General features: G+C 44.6%; 19 protein-coding genes. 14 read left to right on the top strand and 5 right to left on the bottom strand.

The window, feature by feature from the left end; all coding sequences use genetic code 11:
- The 5 genes from J7E32_RS18355 to J7E32_RS18335 all read left to right on the top strand — a co-directional run.
- A partial coding sequence (locus J7E32_RS18355; RefSeq protein WP_214910368.1) for an IS3 family transposase occupies nucleotides 1-771 on the top strand: 771 nt, incomplete at its 5' end.
- 214 nt (nucleotides 772-985) lie between these two features.
- The gene (locus J7E32_RS18350; protein WP_214910366.1) at nucleotides 986-1,192 is read left to right on the top strand and encodes a hypothetical protein; all 207 of its coding nucleotides are present in this window, start codon (nucleotides 986-988) and stop codon (nucleotides 1,190-1,192) included.
- Between the two features lie 144 nt (nucleotides 1,193-1,336).
- Nucleotides 1,337-2,572: an EAL domain-containing protein gene (locus J7E32_RS18345; RefSeq protein WP_286183456.1), complete on the top strand. Its 1,236-nt coding sequence runs from the start codon at nucleotides 1,337-1,339 to the stop codon at nucleotides 2,570-2,572.
- 22 nt (nucleotides 2,573-2,594) lie between these two features.
- A complete protein-coding gene (locus J7E32_RS18340) occupies nucleotides 2,595-3,032 on the top strand; it encodes a DUF86 domain-containing protein (protein WP_214910364.1) in 438 nt (145 codons plus the stop codon).
- A 472-nt stretch (nucleotides 3,033-3,504) separates the two neighbouring features.
- Nucleotides 3,505-4,269, top strand: a complete 765-nt coding sequence (locus J7E32_RS18335; protein WP_214910362.1) for a TIGR01457 family HAD-type hydrolase — start codon at nucleotides 3,505-3,507, stop codon at nucleotides 4,267-4,269.
- A gap of 104 nt (nucleotides 4,270-4,373) precedes the next feature.
- On the opposite strand, the gene J7E32_RS18330 is transcribed toward J7E32_RS18335, so the two are convergent.
- On the bottom strand, nucleotides 4,374-4,856 hold the full coding sequence (locus J7E32_RS18330; protein ID WP_214910432.1) for a phosphatidylglycerophosphatase A family protein: 483 nt from the start codon (nucleotides 4,854-4,856) through the stop codon (nucleotides 4,374-4,376).
- A 242-nt stretch (nucleotides 4,857-5,098) separates the two neighbouring features.
- Between J7E32_RS18330 and yutH the strand changes: the two genes are divergently transcribed.
- From yutH to thrB, 5 genes are all read left to right on the top strand, one after another.
- Nucleotides 5,099-6,106 (top strand): spore coat putative kinase YutH, encoded by a 1,008-nt coding sequence (yutH, locus tag J7E32_RS18325; RefSeq protein ID WP_214910360.1) that lies wholly within the window; start codon nucleotides 5,099-5,101, stop codon nucleotides 6,104-6,106.
- An 86-nt stretch (nucleotides 6,107-6,192) separates the two neighbouring features.
- Nucleotides 6,193-7,170 carry a 2-hydroxyacid dehydrogenase gene (locus J7E32_RS18320; protein ID WP_214910351.1) on the top strand — a complete coding sequence of 326 codons (978 nt, stop codon included), beginning with the start codon at nucleotides 6,193-6,195 and terminating at the stop codon, nucleotides 7,168-7,170.
- 219 nt (nucleotides 7,171-7,389) lie between these two features.
- A complete protein-coding gene (locus J7E32_RS18315; RefSeq protein ID WP_214910350.1) occupies nucleotides 7,390-8,688 on the top strand; it encodes a homoserine dehydrogenase in 1,299 nt (432 codons plus the stop codon).
- On the top strand, nucleotides 8,685-9,746 hold the full coding sequence (gene thrC, locus J7E32_RS18310) for a threonine synthase (protein ID WP_214910348.1): 1,062 nt from the start codon (nucleotides 8,685-8,687) through the stop codon (nucleotides 9,744-9,746). The genes J7E32_RS18315 and thrC overlap by 4 nt, the downstream gene beginning before the upstream one ends.
- On the top strand, nucleotides 9,743-10,681 hold the full coding sequence (gene thrB / locus J7E32_RS18305; RefSeq protein WP_214910346.1) for a homoserine kinase: 939 nt from the start codon (nucleotides 9,743-9,745) through the stop codon (nucleotides 10,679-10,681). The genes thrC and thrB overlap by 4 nt, the downstream gene beginning before the upstream one ends.
- A 67-nt stretch (nucleotides 10,682-10,748) precedes the next feature.
- Here the strand turns inward: thrB and J7E32_RS18300 are convergent, their stop codons facing one another.
- Entirely contained in the window at nucleotides 10,749-10,985 is a 237-nt protein-coding gene (locus tag J7E32_RS18300; protein ID WP_041966137.1) for a NifU family protein, read from the bottom strand.
- Nucleotides 10,986-11,137: 152 nt separating this feature from the next.
- Here J7E32_RS18300 and J7E32_RS18295 point away from each other — a divergent pair, with 152 nt between their 5' ends.
- A complete protein-coding gene (locus tag J7E32_RS18295; RefSeq protein ID WP_214910344.1) occupies nucleotides 11,138-11,464 on the top strand; it encodes a YuzD family protein in 327 nt (108 codons plus the stop codon).
- Between the two features lie 341 nt (nucleotides 11,465-11,805).
- On the opposite strand, the gene J7E32_RS18290 is transcribed toward J7E32_RS18295, so the two are convergent.
- Nucleotides 11,806-12,873, bottom strand: coding sequence for an NAD(P)/FAD-dependent oxidoreductase (locus J7E32_RS18290; protein WP_214910342.1), 1,068 nt, complete (start codon nucleotides 12,871-12,873; stop codon nucleotides 11,806-11,808).
- Nucleotides 12,874-13,119: 246 nt separating this feature from the next.
- On the opposite strand from J7E32_RS18290, the gene J7E32_RS18285 reads away from it, so the two are divergent.
- Nucleotides 13,120-13,359, top strand: a complete 240-nt coding sequence (locus J7E32_RS18285) for a YuzB family protein (protein WP_214910340.1) — start codon at nucleotides 13,120-13,122, stop codon at nucleotides 13,357-13,359.
- 58 nt (nucleotides 13,360-13,417) lie between these two features.
- Here J7E32_RS18285 and J7E32_RS18280 read toward each other — a convergent pair whose 3' ends face one another.
- Nucleotides 13,418-14,110, bottom strand: a complete 693-nt coding sequence (locus J7E32_RS18280; RefSeq protein ID WP_214910338.1) for a DUF2225 domain-containing protein — start codon at nucleotides 14,108-14,110, stop codon at nucleotides 13,418-13,420.
- A 283-nt stretch (nucleotides 14,111-14,393) separates the two neighbouring features.
- Here J7E32_RS18280 and J7E32_RS18275 point away from each other — a divergent pair, with 283 nt between their 5' ends.
- Entirely contained in the window at nucleotides 14,394-14,756 is a 363-nt protein-coding gene (locus J7E32_RS18275; protein ID WP_214910336.1) for a HesB/IscA family protein, read from the top strand.
- A gap of 33 nt (nucleotides 14,757-14,789) precedes the next feature.
- Here the strand turns inward: J7E32_RS18275 and J7E32_RS18270 are convergent, their stop codons facing one another.
- Nucleotides 14,790-15,785, bottom strand: coding sequence for an NAD(P)/FAD-dependent oxidoreductase (locus tag J7E32_RS18270; RefSeq protein WP_214910334.1), 996 nt, complete (start codon nucleotides 15,783-15,785; stop codon nucleotides 14,790-14,792).
- A 372-nt stretch (nucleotides 15,786-16,157) separates the two neighbouring features.
- Between J7E32_RS18270 and J7E32_RS18265 the strand changes: the two genes are divergently transcribed.
- Nucleotides 16,158-17,375, top strand: a complete 1,218-nt coding sequence (locus J7E32_RS18265) for an NAD(P)/FAD-dependent oxidoreductase (RefSeq protein WP_214910424.1) — start codon at nucleotides 16,158-16,160, stop codon at nucleotides 17,373-17,375.
- Nucleotides 17,376-17,394: the final 19 nt, after the last annotated feature.

The raw sequence follows: 17,394 nt of genomic DNA, 5'->3' as shown, positions 1-17,394 counted from the left end.
TATTATAAATGGCTGAAGCGAACACCTTCCATGCGTGAACGCCAGAATGAAGAGCTTGTAGAAGCAATGAAGGCTCTCCATGAGGAAGTTAAAGGAATCTACGGCTACCGTAGGATTACGATGACTTTGAATCGAAAGCTGGGCAAGAGTTTCAATCATAAGCGAATCTATAGGCTGATGAAGATTGTCGGCATTCAAAGCGTTATTCGGAAAAAGAAGAAACGTTACAAAAAGTCAACCCCACAACACGTAGCAGAAAACGTGTTAAACCGTAAATTCCAAGCCGAAAGTCCAAATGAGAAGTGGGTTACGGATGTGACTGAATTCAAGTATGGAGAAGCGAAAAAGGCTTATTTGAGCGCGATTAAAGACTTACATGATGGAACCATTGTCAGCTACGTATTTGGACATTCCAACAACAATAAACTGGTGTTTGAGACGCTGGATCAGGCTACAGCCCTTTTGAACGGCGACCATCCACTTATACATAGCGACCGAGGATTCCAGTATACACATCTTGGATTTAAACAAAGAATAGATCAAGCACAGATGACTCAGAGTATGTCCCGAGTCGGAAGGTGTATAGACAATGGACCAATGGAATCCTTTTGGGGATCACTAAAAAGCGAGAAGTATTACCTGGAGAAATATAATACCTTTGAAGAACTTTCTGCGGCGATTGATGAGTACATATACTTTTATAATCACGACCGTTACCAAAAAAGATTAAACGGCCTTAGCCCATTAGAATATAGGGTTAAAGCCGCTTAGATTGTTTTTATTATTTCCACTGTCTACTTGACGGGGAGCAGTTCAAAACCTCGTAATCGTGACAGCTTTGAAGGAAAAGCAGGAAAAGCTGTCAAGAAAACCCCAGAATCGTGACAGGTTTGAAGGGAAAGCAGGAAAAGCTGTCAAGAAAAACCCGGAATCGTGACAGGTTTGAAGGGAAAGCGGGAAAAGCTGTCAAGATAAGCCCGGAATCGTGACAGGTTTTAAGGGAAAGCAGGAAAAGCTGTCAAGAAAACCTCGGAATCGTGACAGGTTTGAAGGCGGAACAAGAAATGCTGTCAAATTCGTCCTGGAATCACGTCAGCTTATGACACCAAAAAACAAAATCGATTCGCAATGCAGTCTAATACTGTCCCCTTATCCACATTATCACTATAAAAAAAGAAGTAAAAATATTTAGAAATAACTATCTAGGAAAAAAGGTCTATTTTAGCTAAATATGGTACAATTAATAAAAAGTTCTAGTCATCTTCTGAGAGGATTGAAACCTATGGCCCGCCGTGTTACTAGCATATTAGACAACCTGCTTGGTTGGGGAAAAATAATGTTGCCGCATTCTACAATATGTTATTATCCTCCACAGTTCATTTTGCGGAACCCTGTCGTTTCTGGGGTAAAGAAAGCTTTTAACAGTGGCTTTGAAGTTGCTGTTATTGCATACACGATCAAGAATCACCAGGAGCTTGCTTCACAGCTTGGTGAGGAGAGCTGGAAGTTTCATAAGGCTTTGAAACGTCATTTCAAAAGCGTGATTGAAAAAGAAATCGACAAAGAGGACATGATTGTCCTTCATGATTATTATAGCGACAGCCTGAGCCTGTTCATGCGGATTGACCATAACAGGTACTGTATCTCTGAAATTGATGTGAAAATGAAGAAAATCCTCAGGGAAGCGGAGAGCAGGATTTTTCAAGAGTATCCTACTGTTCAGCCTATTTTTGATACTGGGTTTATTTTTATCGATAAATCGGTGGATTCCGTTCACGGAGCAGTCTTAAAGGCACATCAGCAAGCATTTGCGATGGCTGAGAAACGAATCCAAACTGAATTCAATGAAATGGTTTATGAAATGAAAAGAATAATCGCACAGCAAAATATCAAGCTTTTAGCACAGCCTATCATTGACGTTGCGACAAAGGAAATCCGGGCGTGGGAAATGCTGACGAGAGGACCGGAGGGAACTGCGCTTGAGAGTCCATTGCAGCTTTTCTCAGTTGCACGGCAGACAAATACGCTCTATGACCTGGAAATGATCGTGTTGAGAAAAACGCTTGATCAAATCACTTCGACTGGCTGTCGGGATGATATCTTTATCAATTTCACGCCGATTACCCTCGGAAATTCCCGATTCGTCCGGGACCTGAAAAACATGATGCAATCATATGACACTATCCAGCCAAATCAGATCACTTTAGAAATTACCGAGAGGGACTCGATTGAGGGAATCGAGAATTTTATCTATAATATAAAAGTGTTAAGAGGAATGGGAATCAAAATAGCGGTTGATGATACTGGGGCAGGGTATGCCAGCTTGAATACCATCAGTGAAATCATGCCGGATGTCATTAAGATCGACCGTTCCGTCATTGAAAATATTGATAAGAACTCTGTGAAGGAGTCCATGCTGAAAGGGCTGCTGCTTGTTGCGCGGGAAGCGGGATCCACCGTCATTGCGGAAGGGATCGAGAATGAGCATGAAGCATCGGTTCTCTCACGGAACAAGGTTGAACTGGCACAAGGTTATTTTTATGCCCGTCCTGGATTACTGAAAACCGTCTAGCATCTTTATGAGGTGATAATGAATGTACTTTGTCGACAGAGATCAAATTGAAGAAACATTGCTGTTTTTAGAGAGACAGATCGAATTTTTTGAAAGCAATGGACCATGGGAATCGCCAATGGAAAAATCAGCACTCGAGCGTGCGGCGCATACAATGGTAGAAGCCGTACTTGATGTGGGCAACGCGATGATCGATGGTTTCATCATGCGTGACCCGGGAAGCTATGAAGACATCATTGATATTCTCGATGATGAAAAAGTGGTTACTCAGGATATGAGCGCAGGGTTGAAAAAAATCGTCCTCTTCAGAAAGATGCTTGTCCAGCAGTATACTGCCGTGGATCATGCCGGCCTGATCGAAACCTTTAAGTCCGAGCTTCCTCATCTCAAGCTTTTTTCAGTAAAAGTGAGAGAGTACTTAACGAATGAATTAGGGCCAGTATCCGCTTTTAAAAAGTAAACCATGACAAAGGAGACCGTTAAACTGCGGTCTCTTTTTCTGTTCTTATCCAGGAAGTAGGGGGTGAACAAGGCGCTTGCGCTTTTTGGTATTGAATAAGAAAGTATAAATTTATCCACTTAGATTAGTGTCCAGCTCCAGCGCCTAGCCCATCGAGTCGCTTGTCTAGTTGCGGCTCCTAACTCCTCGAGACGTTTCGGTCCTGCCATTGAAGTCAAAGAGCGACTTCACTGGCAGGCCCTCCAACGCTTGTCGGAGTTGGGCAGTCGCCTTCACTTTTCGAGTTCGGTCCGCCCGATGAAGTCAAAGAACGACTTCATCAGTCGGCCCTCCAACGCTTGTCGGGGCTGCCCAAGGCGCTTGCGCTTTTATTATTGTGAGCTTTGTCCTTTGCACTCTTTGCCTGGCTTATATAAAATGGGAGTATTCGTTTTTTAACGACATGGGAACGATATAGTTAGGAGTGATCAATATGAAAAAATATAAAGGGTATTTAATTGATTTGGATGGGACGATGTACCGGGGATCAGAACGGATCGAAGCGGCTTCTGATTTTATAAAAAGGCTGATTGAAGCGGAAATCCCATATTTATTCGTTACGAATAATTCTTCGCGCACACCTGCACAAGTGGCGGAAAAGCTCCGCGGCTTTGATATTCCAACGACTGAGGAGCAGGTTTTTACAACGAGCCAGGCAACAGCGAACTATATTTATGAGCAAAAACAGGATGCAACTGTATATGTGATTGGCGAAGAGGGAATTCAGAAAGCGATCGAGGAAAAAGGCCTGAAATTTGCCGGGGAAGACGCTGATTTCATTGTTTCAGGAATCGATCGCGGCATTACATATGAAAAGCTGGCTGTCGGCTGCCTTGCGGTCAGGAATGGAGCGACCTTCATTTCGACAAATGGGGACATCGCCATCCCGACTGAACGGGGCCTGCTGCCGGGCAATGGTTCGTTGACTTCCGTGATTGCTGTATCTACACAAACAGATCCGATTTTTATCGGGAAGCCGGAATCTGTGATTATGGAACAGGCCTTAAAGGTACTTGGGACAGAAAAAGCGGAAACCCTTATGGTCGGGGACTATTATGATACTGACATCCTCGCGGGGATGAGAGCAGGGATGGACACACTTCTCGTCCACACTGGTGTAACTACCAGGGAACTGCTGAAAGGGTACGAAGAAATGCCAACGTATACAGTGGACTCGCTGGACGATTGGGAAGTTTAAGCAGATAATCTGAAAAGGGACTTGAGCCGTTGAAGGCATCAAGTCCCTTTTTTCCTTTTACAGCAGCGCTTGTCGGAGTTGGACAGTCGCCTGTGCTTTTTCTTTTAATCTTCTATATTGGCCGCTCTATGTGCAAGGCGGCTTGATGCTGCAGCAGCGACTGCTCCGACAATATCATCAAGGAAAGTATGGCACTTGCCGGTGGCTTCCTTATCATTAAGCTTCTCAAGAATACCTGGTTTCTGTTTATCAATAAAACCATAATTGGTAAAACCGATCGACCCATATATATTTACAATTGAAAATGCGAGGATTTCATCGACACCGTACAGACTTTCGTCTGTTTCAATAATTGATTGCAGCGGTTCTCCAAGCTTTTTTTGCTCTGCGAGGATATCCAGCTGGATTCCTGTCAAAATCGCATTCTGAACCTCACGTTTGGAGAGAACTCGTTCTACGTTTTCGATACAATCATCCATCTGCAGGTCTGGGTGGTACTTCTCCTGCAGGAAAAAAACGAGTTTTGCGATATCTTCTATTTCAACCCCACGTTCATGGAGCCACTTCCGGGCAGTTTCCTCTGTCATATGGATGGCGCGTTTCTTTTCTAACATCTGCATCACCTTTCTGTTTTTGATTGCAGCATAATCATTTTCATACTCTTTATCCTATTTAACCTAAAATATTCCGCTTAACCCGTTTTAGTGAAAGAATTCATTCCTTTAAATCATTTCCCTAATGAAGCCGCTTATTCATTGTAATGTTCATTCAAGTTTTACAATCCAATACATATATTTGTAAAAGAGTGGCTTGGAAATGAGGTGCTAATATGTTTCAAAAGATGTTAAAAGAAGTATATGGGATTTCAGCAGATTCAGAAGTATCTCTTGGAAGATATCATGGATATAAGTATAATGAAGGGCTTTATTTAATTATGGACGCTGATGGTGTAAAAGAGCAAGAGATAAGCGAGCTGGCGAGGATTGCAGACCATTTGCAAACAGCTGGGGACCGGAATGTCTCGAGGCTGCTGGCGGATCAGGAAGGAAAGCAAATTTGCGAGTGGGAGGGGAGGAAGTACTGCGTGTTGATGAACCGCGCATCCCCTATGCCTGAAAAAATAAGAACAGGCAGGAAACTGGCCAAATTCCATGCTCGGGGCCGGCAAATCCCCTTTAAAGTTGAAAGCATGAACCGGGTTGGACAATGGAAACAGCTCTGGGAAAAACGGCTCGACCAGATGGAGAAGGTATGGAGCGGAAAGCTTTATACTGAGCCGGAGAATGATTTTGAGAAGATGTTCATGGAATCCTTTCCGTATTACATGGGATTATCCGAGAATGCGATCCAGTATCTCGCTGATACCGAAATTGATGATAAACCGACAAGGATTGATCATGGCACGGTTTGCCATGAGCGTTTCACGAATAATGTTTGGAGAGGAACGTATTTTGTCAAAAATCCTTTCGAGTGGGTATTTGATCATGGCAGCCGGGACCTCGCAGAATGGGTCAGGGATCGTTATTTTGCGAACATCCAGACGAGCCAGCCGGAAATCAAAAATTTCCTGGCAGAATACCAATCAATGACGGTGCTGTCTTCGTTCTCATGGAGGCTGCTTTACTCAAGGTTGTTGTTCCCCCTACACTACTATGAGACTGTTGAAAACTACTATATAACTCAGTCAGAACAGACGAAGCGCCAGCTTGAAGACCGATTGCGGAAGTATTTGAATCAAAGCAGTGATCATGAGCGGTTTTTGAGCCATTTTTACCATCTTAGCGAAGCGCCGGTAAAAGCAGCGAAACTTCCGGCAGTCGATTGGTTATTACGATAGTCGAAACTTTTTCGCTAAGGAAAGTGTGACTTTGTGGTAGAATGAAATTATTCTACTATATTAAACGCTTTCAAAGGAGTTAGACTATGAAACCATATGTTTATATCACCAGGAAGTTACCTGAAGAAACAATTGTGGATCTCACCGAGCTTTTTGAAGTAAAAATGTGGGATCAGGAAGATATCCCCGCACCAAGGGAAGTTATTTTAGAGGAAGCCAAAAAAGCCAGCGCTTTAATCACAATGCTCTCTGACAAAGTCGACGAGGAAGTTTTGTCAGCAGGCGAGAGCCTTAAAGTGGTCGCAAATCTGGCGGTCGGCTTTGATAACATTGACCTGGGAGCAGCAACAAAGCGTGGCATCATCGTTACGAACACACCTGATGTGCTGACAGAGACGACAGCAGACCTTACCTTTTCTTTGCTGATGGCATCCGCAAGACGTATAGTCGAAGCGGCAGAATATATAAAGGCTGGCAAGTGGGGAGGCTGGAGTCCGTACCTGCTTGCTGGGCATGATGTGTTTGGGAAGACAATCGGGATTGTCGGCATGGGTAAAATTGGCGAAGCGGTCGCACGCAGGGCCAAAGGGTTCGGCATGGAGATCCTTTACCATAACCGTTCCCGAAAACATGAAGCTGAAAAAGAACTGGGTGCTGTTTACAGCTCTTTTGAGGATCTTGTCGCGAAATCTGACTTTGTAGTGTCGCTGGCACCGCTAACGCCGGAAACGAGAAACCTTTTTACCGCGGATGTCTTTGCGAAAATGAAAAAAAGTGCGATTTTCGTCAATGCAGGCCGCGGCCCGGTTGTGGACGAGCAGGCTTTATACGATGCTCTTAAAAATGGTGAGATTGCAGCCGCAGGACTCGATGTCTTTGAAAAAGAGCCAATTTCCGCTGACCATCCGCTGCTGGAACTGCCAAACGTAACTGCGATCCCGCACATTGGCAGTGCAAGCACCGAAACCCGGACAACCATGATCAAGCTTTGCGGCGCAAATGTTAAAGCTGTCCTCACAGGTGACAGCCCAAAGACAATCGTTAACAAAGAAGTGCTCCAATAATCTGCAAATCCTTCCCTTATCAACGGGAAGGATTTTTTTTAGACTTTTATTATAATCAAAATTTTAAAATTTTTTACACTTACAGCCCCATATGATTAAGCGTTTACACAGGAAATGCTCCCTAAATATTCCTTGTAAAAGCTGTTTCTGGTATTTATAATGTCTACTATACAAAAACAAATGTACATTTGTAATAGACACGAGAGAGGGGAAAAGAAAATGCAGGCAATCTCGGTTGGACTTCTAGGTTTGGGAACAGTAGGGTCAGGTGTAGTCAGGATTATTGAAAACCATCAGGATAAATTGATGCACCAGGTTGGGTGCCCTATTAAAGTGAAGAAAATCCTCGTCCAGGATGTTGATAAAGAGAGGTCGGTAAAAGTGGACCCATCTCTCCTGACGGTGAATCCAGCAGATATTATGGAAGACCCGGAGATTGAAGTGGTAATCGAGGTTATGGGCGGGATTGAAGATACTCGAGAACACCTGCTTCAGGCATTAAGGAGCAAAAAGAATATTGTGACGGCAAACAAGGATTTGATGGCCGTCCACGGTTCCGAGCTTTTAACAGTGGCCAATGAAAATGGCTGCGACCTCTTTTTTGAAGCGAGTGTCGCCGGAGGAATCCCGATCCTGCGCAGTCTGGTGGATGGTCTTGCGTCTGACAGAATCACAAAGATGATGGGGATTGTGAACGGCACTACAAACTACATTTTAACGAAAATGAGCCAGGAGGGACTGGCGTACGATAGCGTGTTGAAGGAAGCGCAGCAGCTCGGGTATGCTGAGGCAAACCCTGCATCTGATGTAGACGGACTGGATGCGGCTCGAAAAATGGCGATCATGGCCACTTTAGGGTTTTCAATGAAGATTGACCTGGATGATGTCAAAGTGAAAGGCATCACTTCTGTAACCGAAGAAGACCTGCAGTATGCGAAACAGCTGGGCTATACGATGAAACTGCTCGGCATCGCCGTTCGTGAAGGTGATAAGGTCGAGGTTTGCGTCGAGCCGGCATTGCTGCCATCATCGCACCCGCTTTCGTCTGTCAATAATGAGTACAATGCGGTGTATGTGTATGGAGAAGCAGTCGGAGAGACAATGTTTTACGGACCTGGTGCCGGAAGCTTGCCAACTGCAACAGCAGTAGTTTCCGATCTGGTCGGTGTCGTCAAAAACATGCGCCTTGGGGTAAACGGCACTTCTTTTGTCACTCCGCAGTATGAGAAACAGCTTAAGAATGATGGAGAAGTGAATTCAAAGCACTTCTTGCGTTTCCACGTCCATGACGAAGTTGGTGTATTCTCGAAAATCACCTCCCTTTTCGCAAGCCATAACGTCAGCTTTGAGAAAATCCTCCAGCTGCCTTTGAAGGAAAAGGAGCTTGCGGAGATTGTGGTCGTAACGCATCAAGCCTCCCTGAAGGATTACCAGGATATTTTAATGGAGCTGCGCGACCTAAAGTTTGTGAAAGATGTCAAAAGCTCATACAGGGTGGAAGGAAGTGCCGGAGCATGAGATGGCGGGGGCTGTTAAGCGAATACCGTGAACACCTGCCAGTCAATGCCGAGACACCATTGCTCACCCTCCATGAAGGAAATACCCCGCTGATCAGGCTTGACCAGCTTTCAGAGGAGTGGGGAGTAGATTTATATGTAAAAGTAGAAGGAGTAAATCCTACAGGTTCTTTTAAAGACAGAGGCATGGTCATGGCAGTCGCTAAAGCTAAGGAGGCAGGCAGTGACACTGTGATCTGCGCCTCAACAGGCAATACTTCCGCCTCTGCGGCTGCTTATGCAGCAAGGGCAGGTTTAAGATGCATCGTCGTCATTCCTGAAGGGAAAATCGCGATGGGAAAACTGGCGCAGGCTGTGATGTATGGAGCAAGCATCGTGTCGATTGAAGGGAACTTTGATGAAGCGTTAAAAATGGTCAGGGCAATCAGTGAAACAGAACCGGTAACCCTCGTGAATTCAGTCAATCCTTACCGGCTTGAAGGACAAAAAACCGCTGCGTTTGAAATTTGTGACCAGCTGGGCGGAGCACCTGACATTCTGGCAATCCCGGTGGGGAATGCCGGCAATATCAGCGCATATTGGAAAGGGTTCAAAGAATACGATTCAAGTAAGCGCACTGGTTTGCCGCGGATGTTTGGTTTTGAGGCAGAAGGGGCGGCTGCGATTGTCAAGGGGCAGCCGATCGAACAGCCAGAGACAATCGCAACGGCGATCCGCATTGGAAACCCGGCAAGCTGGGATCTTGCAGTATCAGCCCGTGACGAATCAGAAGGAAAAATCGATTTCGTCTCAGATGATGAGATTTTACAAGCCTACAGCAAGCTGGCGAGCACCGAAGGGATTTTCGCTGAGCCAGGATCCTGCGCATCGCTTGCGGGAATCCATAAACTTTTACAAAGAGGAGAAATTCCTTCTGGATCCAGAATAGTTGCCGTATTGACGGGAAATGGATTGAAGGATCCTTCAACCGCGATTGACATCAGCACGATTTCACCAGTGCTGCTTCCAAATGACGAGAGTATCGTCAGCGACTATATCAGGGGAGTTGTCCGGCAATGAAGGGGGTCGAGGAACCTTTAGCCGCAGCTGGGGTAGCGAGAGGGAAAGTCCTTTCAGTAAAAGTTCCGGCCAGCTCAGCGAACCTGGGCCCAGGTTTTGATTCGCTAGGCGTCGCCCTGAACCTCTACATGGAAGTCCAGGCAGAACAAAGCGACAAATGGAAGGTTACACCTTTAACTCATTCTTTAACAGGCTTTCCTGGTGATGAAAAAAATTTCATTTGCCAAATTGCGATGAAAACAGCTGAAATGTACAAGCAGGAAATGCCCTCACTCCATGTCTATGTAAAAAGCGAAATCCCGCTTGCGAGAGGGCTTGGTTCCAGTGCAGCAGCGATTGTCGCGGGAGTGGAATTGGCTAATGAATTCTGTGGCTTGCAATTGACACGTTCTGAAAAACTGGCAGCTGCTACCCTGTTCGAAGGCCATCCTGATAATGCCGGTGCGAGTCTGTTCGGAGGCGTTGTAGTTGGCAGTCAAATCGGAGATGAGGTCGATTTAACCGTTCTTGACCAGATTCAGTTTGACCCGATTCTGGTAGTACCCAATCAGGAGTTGCTGACAGAAACGTCACGTGATGTCCTGCCGGATGTGATGGATTTTCAGAGAAGTGTCCATGCAAGTGCAGTAGCTAATCAGCTGCTTGCCGCCCTGATGACACAGAATTGGCTCCTCGCGGGTAAAATGATGAGAGCTGATTTGTTCCACCAGCCGTATAGGAAAGCACTTGTGCCTTTTTTTGAGAATGTAGAGGAAAAGGCCATTCAATCAGGAGCATTCGGAGTTGCATTGAGCGGAGCGGGACCATCCATTATGTGCCTGGCTGAACCCGGTAAAGGGGAAACAGTAGCGGAAAAATTGAGGCAGCATCTTGTGGGGCTTGAAGTCATCAGTTTGCAGATTGATCAGGAAGGATGCAGGTCATCAGTTAGGTGATGAATCGGTTTCCGCATAAAAAAAGCGGTTTTGCCTTAATTGGCAAAACCGCTTTATTATTGGTTAATTAGAATACCTGTTCAACCTCAACGACACCAGGTACTTCTTCTAAAAGTGCGCGTTCAATTCCAGCTTTAAGTGTGATTGTGGAGCTCGGGCAGCTACCGCATGCACCCAGCAGGCGAAGTTTAACAATGCCATCCTCAATATCAACTAGTTCGCAGTCTCCACCATCGCGAAGAAGGAATGGACGCAATTTATCTAATACTTCCTGTACTTGCTCAAACATTTGCTGTTCAGTCATGCAAATCGACTCCTTTCATAATACTTATTATAATCTTATCGGCCGGAAAAATCTATCCAATAAAACCGAAAAACCAGTGAACACAGTTTTTTCCTTATGCATCTTTTTCATCGTATAGTAAAATAAAAGAAAATAACAGGGGGTAATTGATAATGGAACGTAAAGAGGTAGAAATTGTCGTGTACGGTGCAGAAGTATTATGCCCAAGCTGTGTGAACCTGCCATCCTCAAAAGAAACATACGAATGGCTCGAAGCTGCGATCAGCCGCAAATACGCAGACCAAACATTCAGAATTGTTTATGTCGATATCAATAATCCTCCAGCAGAGGAAGATAAACAGGAATTCGCCCAAAAAGTAATCGAAGAAGATATGTTCTACCCTGTCGTCCTGCTCGAAGGCAAGATTGTCGGCGAAGGAAACCCGAAATTGAAAACAATTTATGCGGAATTAGAGAAATATGGGTACGTTCCAGCTTAAAGCATTCCAATTTGGAGTGCTTTTTCTATTTTGTTGGCGATTAATTGATGAATTAGTGGAGAGTTTTCCGTAGCAGGTCATTAGTGAATAGCGGAGATTTGGTTTATTGGCGGAGTTCACAACTTTATTGGCGATTTTTTTGATTTATTGGCGATTTTTAAATTTTATTGGCGAAAATTCATTTTTATTGGCGATTTTCACAACTTTATTGGCGAACTGGAAATTTTCAATGATTTTTACCAGTTCTGAAATTATCACCATATCTTTTCAATTATGTAAAAACAAAAAACGCACCTGTTTTCGAAAAATAAAAAACCGGGCATCGCCCGGTTTTCACCACATCACCCATTATGATACTTGTACATCCACAAAATCCCAGATTTCAGCAGGCGTGCGACGCGGCCGGTAATCGGGCGTTCGGCGACTAGTCCGAAGCCGTGCTTTTTGCCGAGTGAGCCAATGACGCCTTTCAGCTTGATCGGTGGGAATGATTCAGGCGGTTCTTCGCCTTTCCAGCGTTTTTGCAAAACCTGGACGATTTGTTCTGCCTGACCTTCTGCAAGCTGTGCACTTGGTGCGTGCGGAAGGCTGGCACAATCTCCGACTATATAAACCTTTTCGTAGCCTGGCAGATTATGCTGCGGAGTTACCACTGCGCGGCCCATGCTGTCTTTCTCAACGTCCATCTCGCGGACAAGTCGATTCGCCTGGATGCCGGCTGTCCACACAATCGCATCACACACGATCGGCTCATCGTGATTATAAAGAACATTGTTCTGGACTTCCGTAATATTCGCGTTGTTGATGATTTCAACATTGTGATTGTCGAACCAGTTCTCCACATACGTGCTCAGGCGTTCAGAGAAGGCAGAAAGGATATGATTGCCACGGTCAAATAGATTTATTTTCAAATCTTTGCGGCTTTCAGCCAATTCACTAGCAAGTTCAACACCACTTAACCCTGCACCAACGATTGAAACGGTTGAACCTGCTGGCAAATTATTAAGTGCCTGGTAGGTCGCGCGGGACTTTTCAATTGATTGGATGCTGTAGGTGAACTTGTCAGCTCCCGGGACATTGTGATATTTATCTTCACAGCCGAGACCGATAATAAGGTCATCATATTGAACAAACTCATCACCCTGGAGTTCAACCTTCTGATCCTCAAGATTGATGACTGTTACTTCAGCATATTTTACCTGAAGGCGGGGATGCTCTGGAAATGCCACCCGGATATGCTGGTCAGAAATCGTACCTGCAGCCAGGGCATAGTATTCTGTTTTTAAACAGTGGTATGGAACACGGTCAATCAGTGTAATTGATACATCTTCTGGCAGTTCATTTGGCAGCAGTTTTTGAAGCACACGCATGCCGCCATAGCCGCCTCCAAGGATAACGAGATTTTTCATGTGAATTTCCCCTTTTTAACTCTTCGCAAACAGTTAATGAAGTTTTTCCAGCTCGTTCTACAAATTCAGTAAACGGATACATTTTTCGAAATTATTTCGCAATATTTTTATGCTCAATAAATCACCATAAAAAGTATAACGAAATTGTGACAAAATAACAACAATTTTATGGATGCCCTAAGCCTGGGAAATTGACGATTTACTAGAAAAAGGTTACGATTGAAAATTAGTAGAGAGGTGAAACAAATGATTAAGCCAATCATTGAATTTTGCATCAGCAATCTAGCAAGCGGTGCCCAAAAAGCAAGGGCGGAGCTGGAGCGTGACCCTGATCTTGATGTGATTGAATACGGCTGCCTTGGTTACTGCGGGAAATGCGCACAGTCCATGTTTGCCCTGGTGAACGGGGACCCAGTTGTGGGAGATACACCCGAAGAACTAGTAGAAAATATCTATCAATATTTGGACGATAATCCGATGTTTTAATATAGAAAGGGCTGGCATGGTAGAATCCCATTGCCAGCCCTATTTATTTTTCCCTGTATTACTTCCCAACTGTTTGTTCTTCTCGCATTTCCTGCCAGCGATCTTTTGCCAGCTGGATGATTTGCGGTTCAACTGACTGCCTCTGCTTCTCGATTACTTTTGAGAAAAAGCGGACCGCGTCCTGCGTTTGGCCAAGCCTTCTTGAGAGGTCGCCAATCAGATACATCAACCGCAGCTCTGAGACTTGAGTTCCTCTATAGTCTCCGGTACTGTACGACTCAGTATATTCCTTCAGGGCAAGGTTTAAAAAACGCATTTCCTGTTCGTGGTTATCTATAGATCGATAGAGCCAGGCAAGTCTTATGTACAATCCGGCTGAAATAATATGTTTCTCTTTTTTCAGGGTCGAGCTATAAGCTGCGAGTTTGAAGGTGTTCATAGCTTCCTGGATTGTTCGCTTATCTCCATAGTTATGATGAGCCCATTGATTGCATATTTTATCCTGGATGAGCTGTTTACCGCCCGGCGGAAAATAAGTGCTGAAATCATCGGTAAAAGAGTAGCCGCAATTTGGGCAGACATTAACATAATAAATATTAGGGTTTTCGAAACCATCGGCATAAATAGGGGCGAAATCAGTATCAAAACGGAGGACTTTCACAAAGCGGGAACGCACTTTTTTTGTCGTAAAAGAATGTTCGCACATTTCACAGTGATATTTTTTATCATAGAGCGGTTCTATTTGAGTCATTTTTCGTCACCAGCCTTTTTCCCTATATGTATATAGGTATATTATACCAAGTTAATTGGATGTTCGGTGGGAAAATATGAATATAATTCTTTTTCGGATTGATTGGTTGAGGATTGGAAAAATGCTGTATATACTATAAGAAAAGCGAAAGCGCCTTGGTCAGCCCCGACAAGCGGTGGAGGGCCGACCGGTGAAGTCGTTCTTTGACTTCATTGGGCGGACCGAAGCGACTCGAGGGGCTAGGCGCTGAAGCTGGACAAAAAGGGATCAAGGAGGTTTTATCATGGATAACATTGTGATTCTAACTGAAGAAGCTGCATTGCAGGTTAAAGATATGATGAAACAAAACGAGACGGAAGACGCTTATCTTCGCGTTTCTGTAAAAGGCGGCGGCTGCAGCGGCCTATCTTACGGAATGGGTTTTGCCCATGAAGTGGAGGAAGGCGACACTGAGCTGGAGCAGCACGGTATAAAAATCCTTGTTGATAAGGACAGTGCTCCAGTGCTGAATGGCACAACAATCAGCTATAAGCAGTCTTTGATGGGCGGAGGCTTCACGATCGACAACCCGAACGCGATCGCATCTTGCGGCTGCGGTTCTAGTTTCAAGACAGCGACACGCGAAGGAACACCTGAAGAGTGTTAAACAAAAAGCAAGGTCCGCGGACCTTGCTTTTTCTTATTTGAACATTGATGAACTATGAAGCGGCTGTGTCTTCGCTTTTGGATCCATATAGGATTTTGCGTTGTTGACAGCTGTTGGAGCTTCACCGAATCCTGTCGCGATCAGCTTGACTTTGCCTTCGTATGTGCAGATATCGCCTGCAGCATAAACGCCCGGGATATTCGTTTCCATTTTTGAGTTGACGACGATTGAGTTCTTTTCGATTTCAAGACCCCATTCCTTGATTGGTCCAAGAGATGAAACGAAACCGAAGTTGCAGATGACCGCGTCAACGTCGACGGCTACAGTATCTTCGCCATTCGCGTCCTTAAGAACGATCTGGCTGATTTTTTCCCCATCACCAACAAGTTCAGTCGGCACAAAAGGAGTCTTGATATCAACCTTTGAGTTTTGCAGGTTTTCAACACTATGCTCATGCGCGCGGAACTTATCGCGTCTGTGAACGATCGTCACTTGTTCAGCGATTGGCTCAAGCATCAATGCCCAGTCAACAGCTGAATCGCCTCCGCCTAATACCGCAACCTTTTGGCCAGCGAACTGGTTCAGGTCATCGATAAAATAGTGCAGGTTTTTGCCCTCATATTGGGCAGCGCTTTCAAGTTCTAGCCTGCGCGGCTGGAACGCACCGTTTCCGGCAGTGATGATGACTGTTTTTGTATAATGAACTTCTTTATCAGTAGTCAGCTTGATATTTCCGTCTTCCAGCTTCTCCAGCTTTTCAACAGATTGCTCAAGAGCAGTAGCAGGCTCGAATTTCGCCATTTGCTCTTTCAGGTTGTTGATCAGCTCCTGGGCACGGACTTTTGGAAAGCCGGCAACATCATATATGTACTTTTCAGGATAAAGTGCTGATAATTGCCCGCCTAACTGTGGCAAACTTTCAATAATCTTAACTGATGCTTGTCTCATTCCGCCGTAGAAAGCAGTGAACAGACCAGCTGGCCCCCCACCGATAATCGTGATGTCATAAACTTTTTGATCTTCTTTCACTCCATATCCCCCTCACTATGTAGTAAAATGCTCCAATTGTTATAATACCATAAATTGAAAAAATAAACTCCTAATCATAATAGAAGAATGCTTGTGGAACAATATATTTCATAGAAAATCCCCTTTACAAAACGGGAAAATAGTGAAATCATCCTATTTTCTGAATATTTCTAAGTTAAATGAATCGCTTGAAAATGCGGAGCAAAAAGAATAAGATGGATTGTAAGCAAGAATGTTAAGATTTTGTGACATTTTCAGGACATTTTTTTGAACATTTTAGTGAATAATATCACAAACTTATCCGGAATGATGGCGTCAAAGAGAGAGAAGCCAGTCGACCAAAAATATTTTAAAAAGGTGGAAGTGATCACTTTGAGAAAGCCAAAGATCGTAATTTTAGGAGCAGGATACGGGGGATTAATGACAGCTACCCGTTTACAAAAAGCTGTTGGAGTAAACGAGGCTGACATTGTCCTTGTCAACAAAAATGATTACCACTATGAAACTACATGGCTGCACGAAGCATCTGCAGGAACTTTGCACCATGATAGAGTCCGTTATGATGTTCGTGATGTAATCGATCGCCATAAGGTTGAATTCGTCCAGGGTTCTGTTGAAGAGATCAAGATGGATGAGAAACGTGTAATCCTTGAGAACGGTGACATCGTCTATGATTATCTGGTCATCGGCTTGGGTGCTGAACCTGAAACTTTCGGTATTAAAGGCTTGAAAGAGTATGCTTTCTCTATCGTCAATGTCAACTCAGCCAGACAAATCCGTGAGCATATCGAATATCAATTCGCAACATATAATACTGAAGCCGAGAGGAAAGATGAGCGCCTGACAATCGTTGTTGGCGGTGCAGGCTTCACAGGAATCGAGTTCCTTGGTGAACTGACAAACCGGGTTCCTGAACTTTGCCGTGAATATGATGTAGATTACCATAAAGTGAAAATCGTTTGTGTCGAAGCGGCACCAATGGTTCTGCCTGGTTTCGACCCAGAGCTTGTCAACTATGCAGTTGCTACGCTTGAGAAAAAAGGCGTGGAATTCCGCATCGGCACAGCAATCAAAGAAGCGACTCCAGAAGGCATCATCGTTGCTAAAGGTGAAGAAGAAGTGGAAGAAATCAAAGCTGGCACAGTTGTCTGGGCAGCAGGTGTCCGCGGAAACTCTGTTATCGAGAAATCAGGTATCGAAGCAATGCGCGGCCGCGTAAAAGTGCAGCCAGACCTTCGCCTTCCAGGTTCAGAAGATGTATTCATTGTCGGCGACTGCTCATTGATCATCAATGAAGAGATCAATCGCCCATACCCTCCGACTGCACAGATCGCTATGCAGCAGGGTGAGGTTTGCGCAAGGAACATTGCGGCTCTAGTTCGTGGTAAATCTGAACTTGAGACATTCACTCCTGATATCAAAGGAACAGTATGTTCACTTGGTGAAGATGACGCGATCGGAGTTGCATTCGGCAAGAAAATGGTCGGCACGAAAGCTTCCTTCATGAAAAAAATGATCGACAACCGTGCGCTGTACATGATTGGCGGACCTTCAATGGTGCTTAAAAAAGGTAAATTCAACATTCTGTAATAGAAATATCGAACAGACT

The sequence above is a fragment of the Bacillus sp. ISL-55 genome, from assembly GCF_018613155.1.
In the GTDB taxonomy this organism is placed as follows: Bacteria; Bacillota; Bacilli; order Bacillales; family Cytobacillaceae; genus Mesobacillus.
This window is presented reverse-complemented; position numbering and strand designations above follow the sequence as displayed.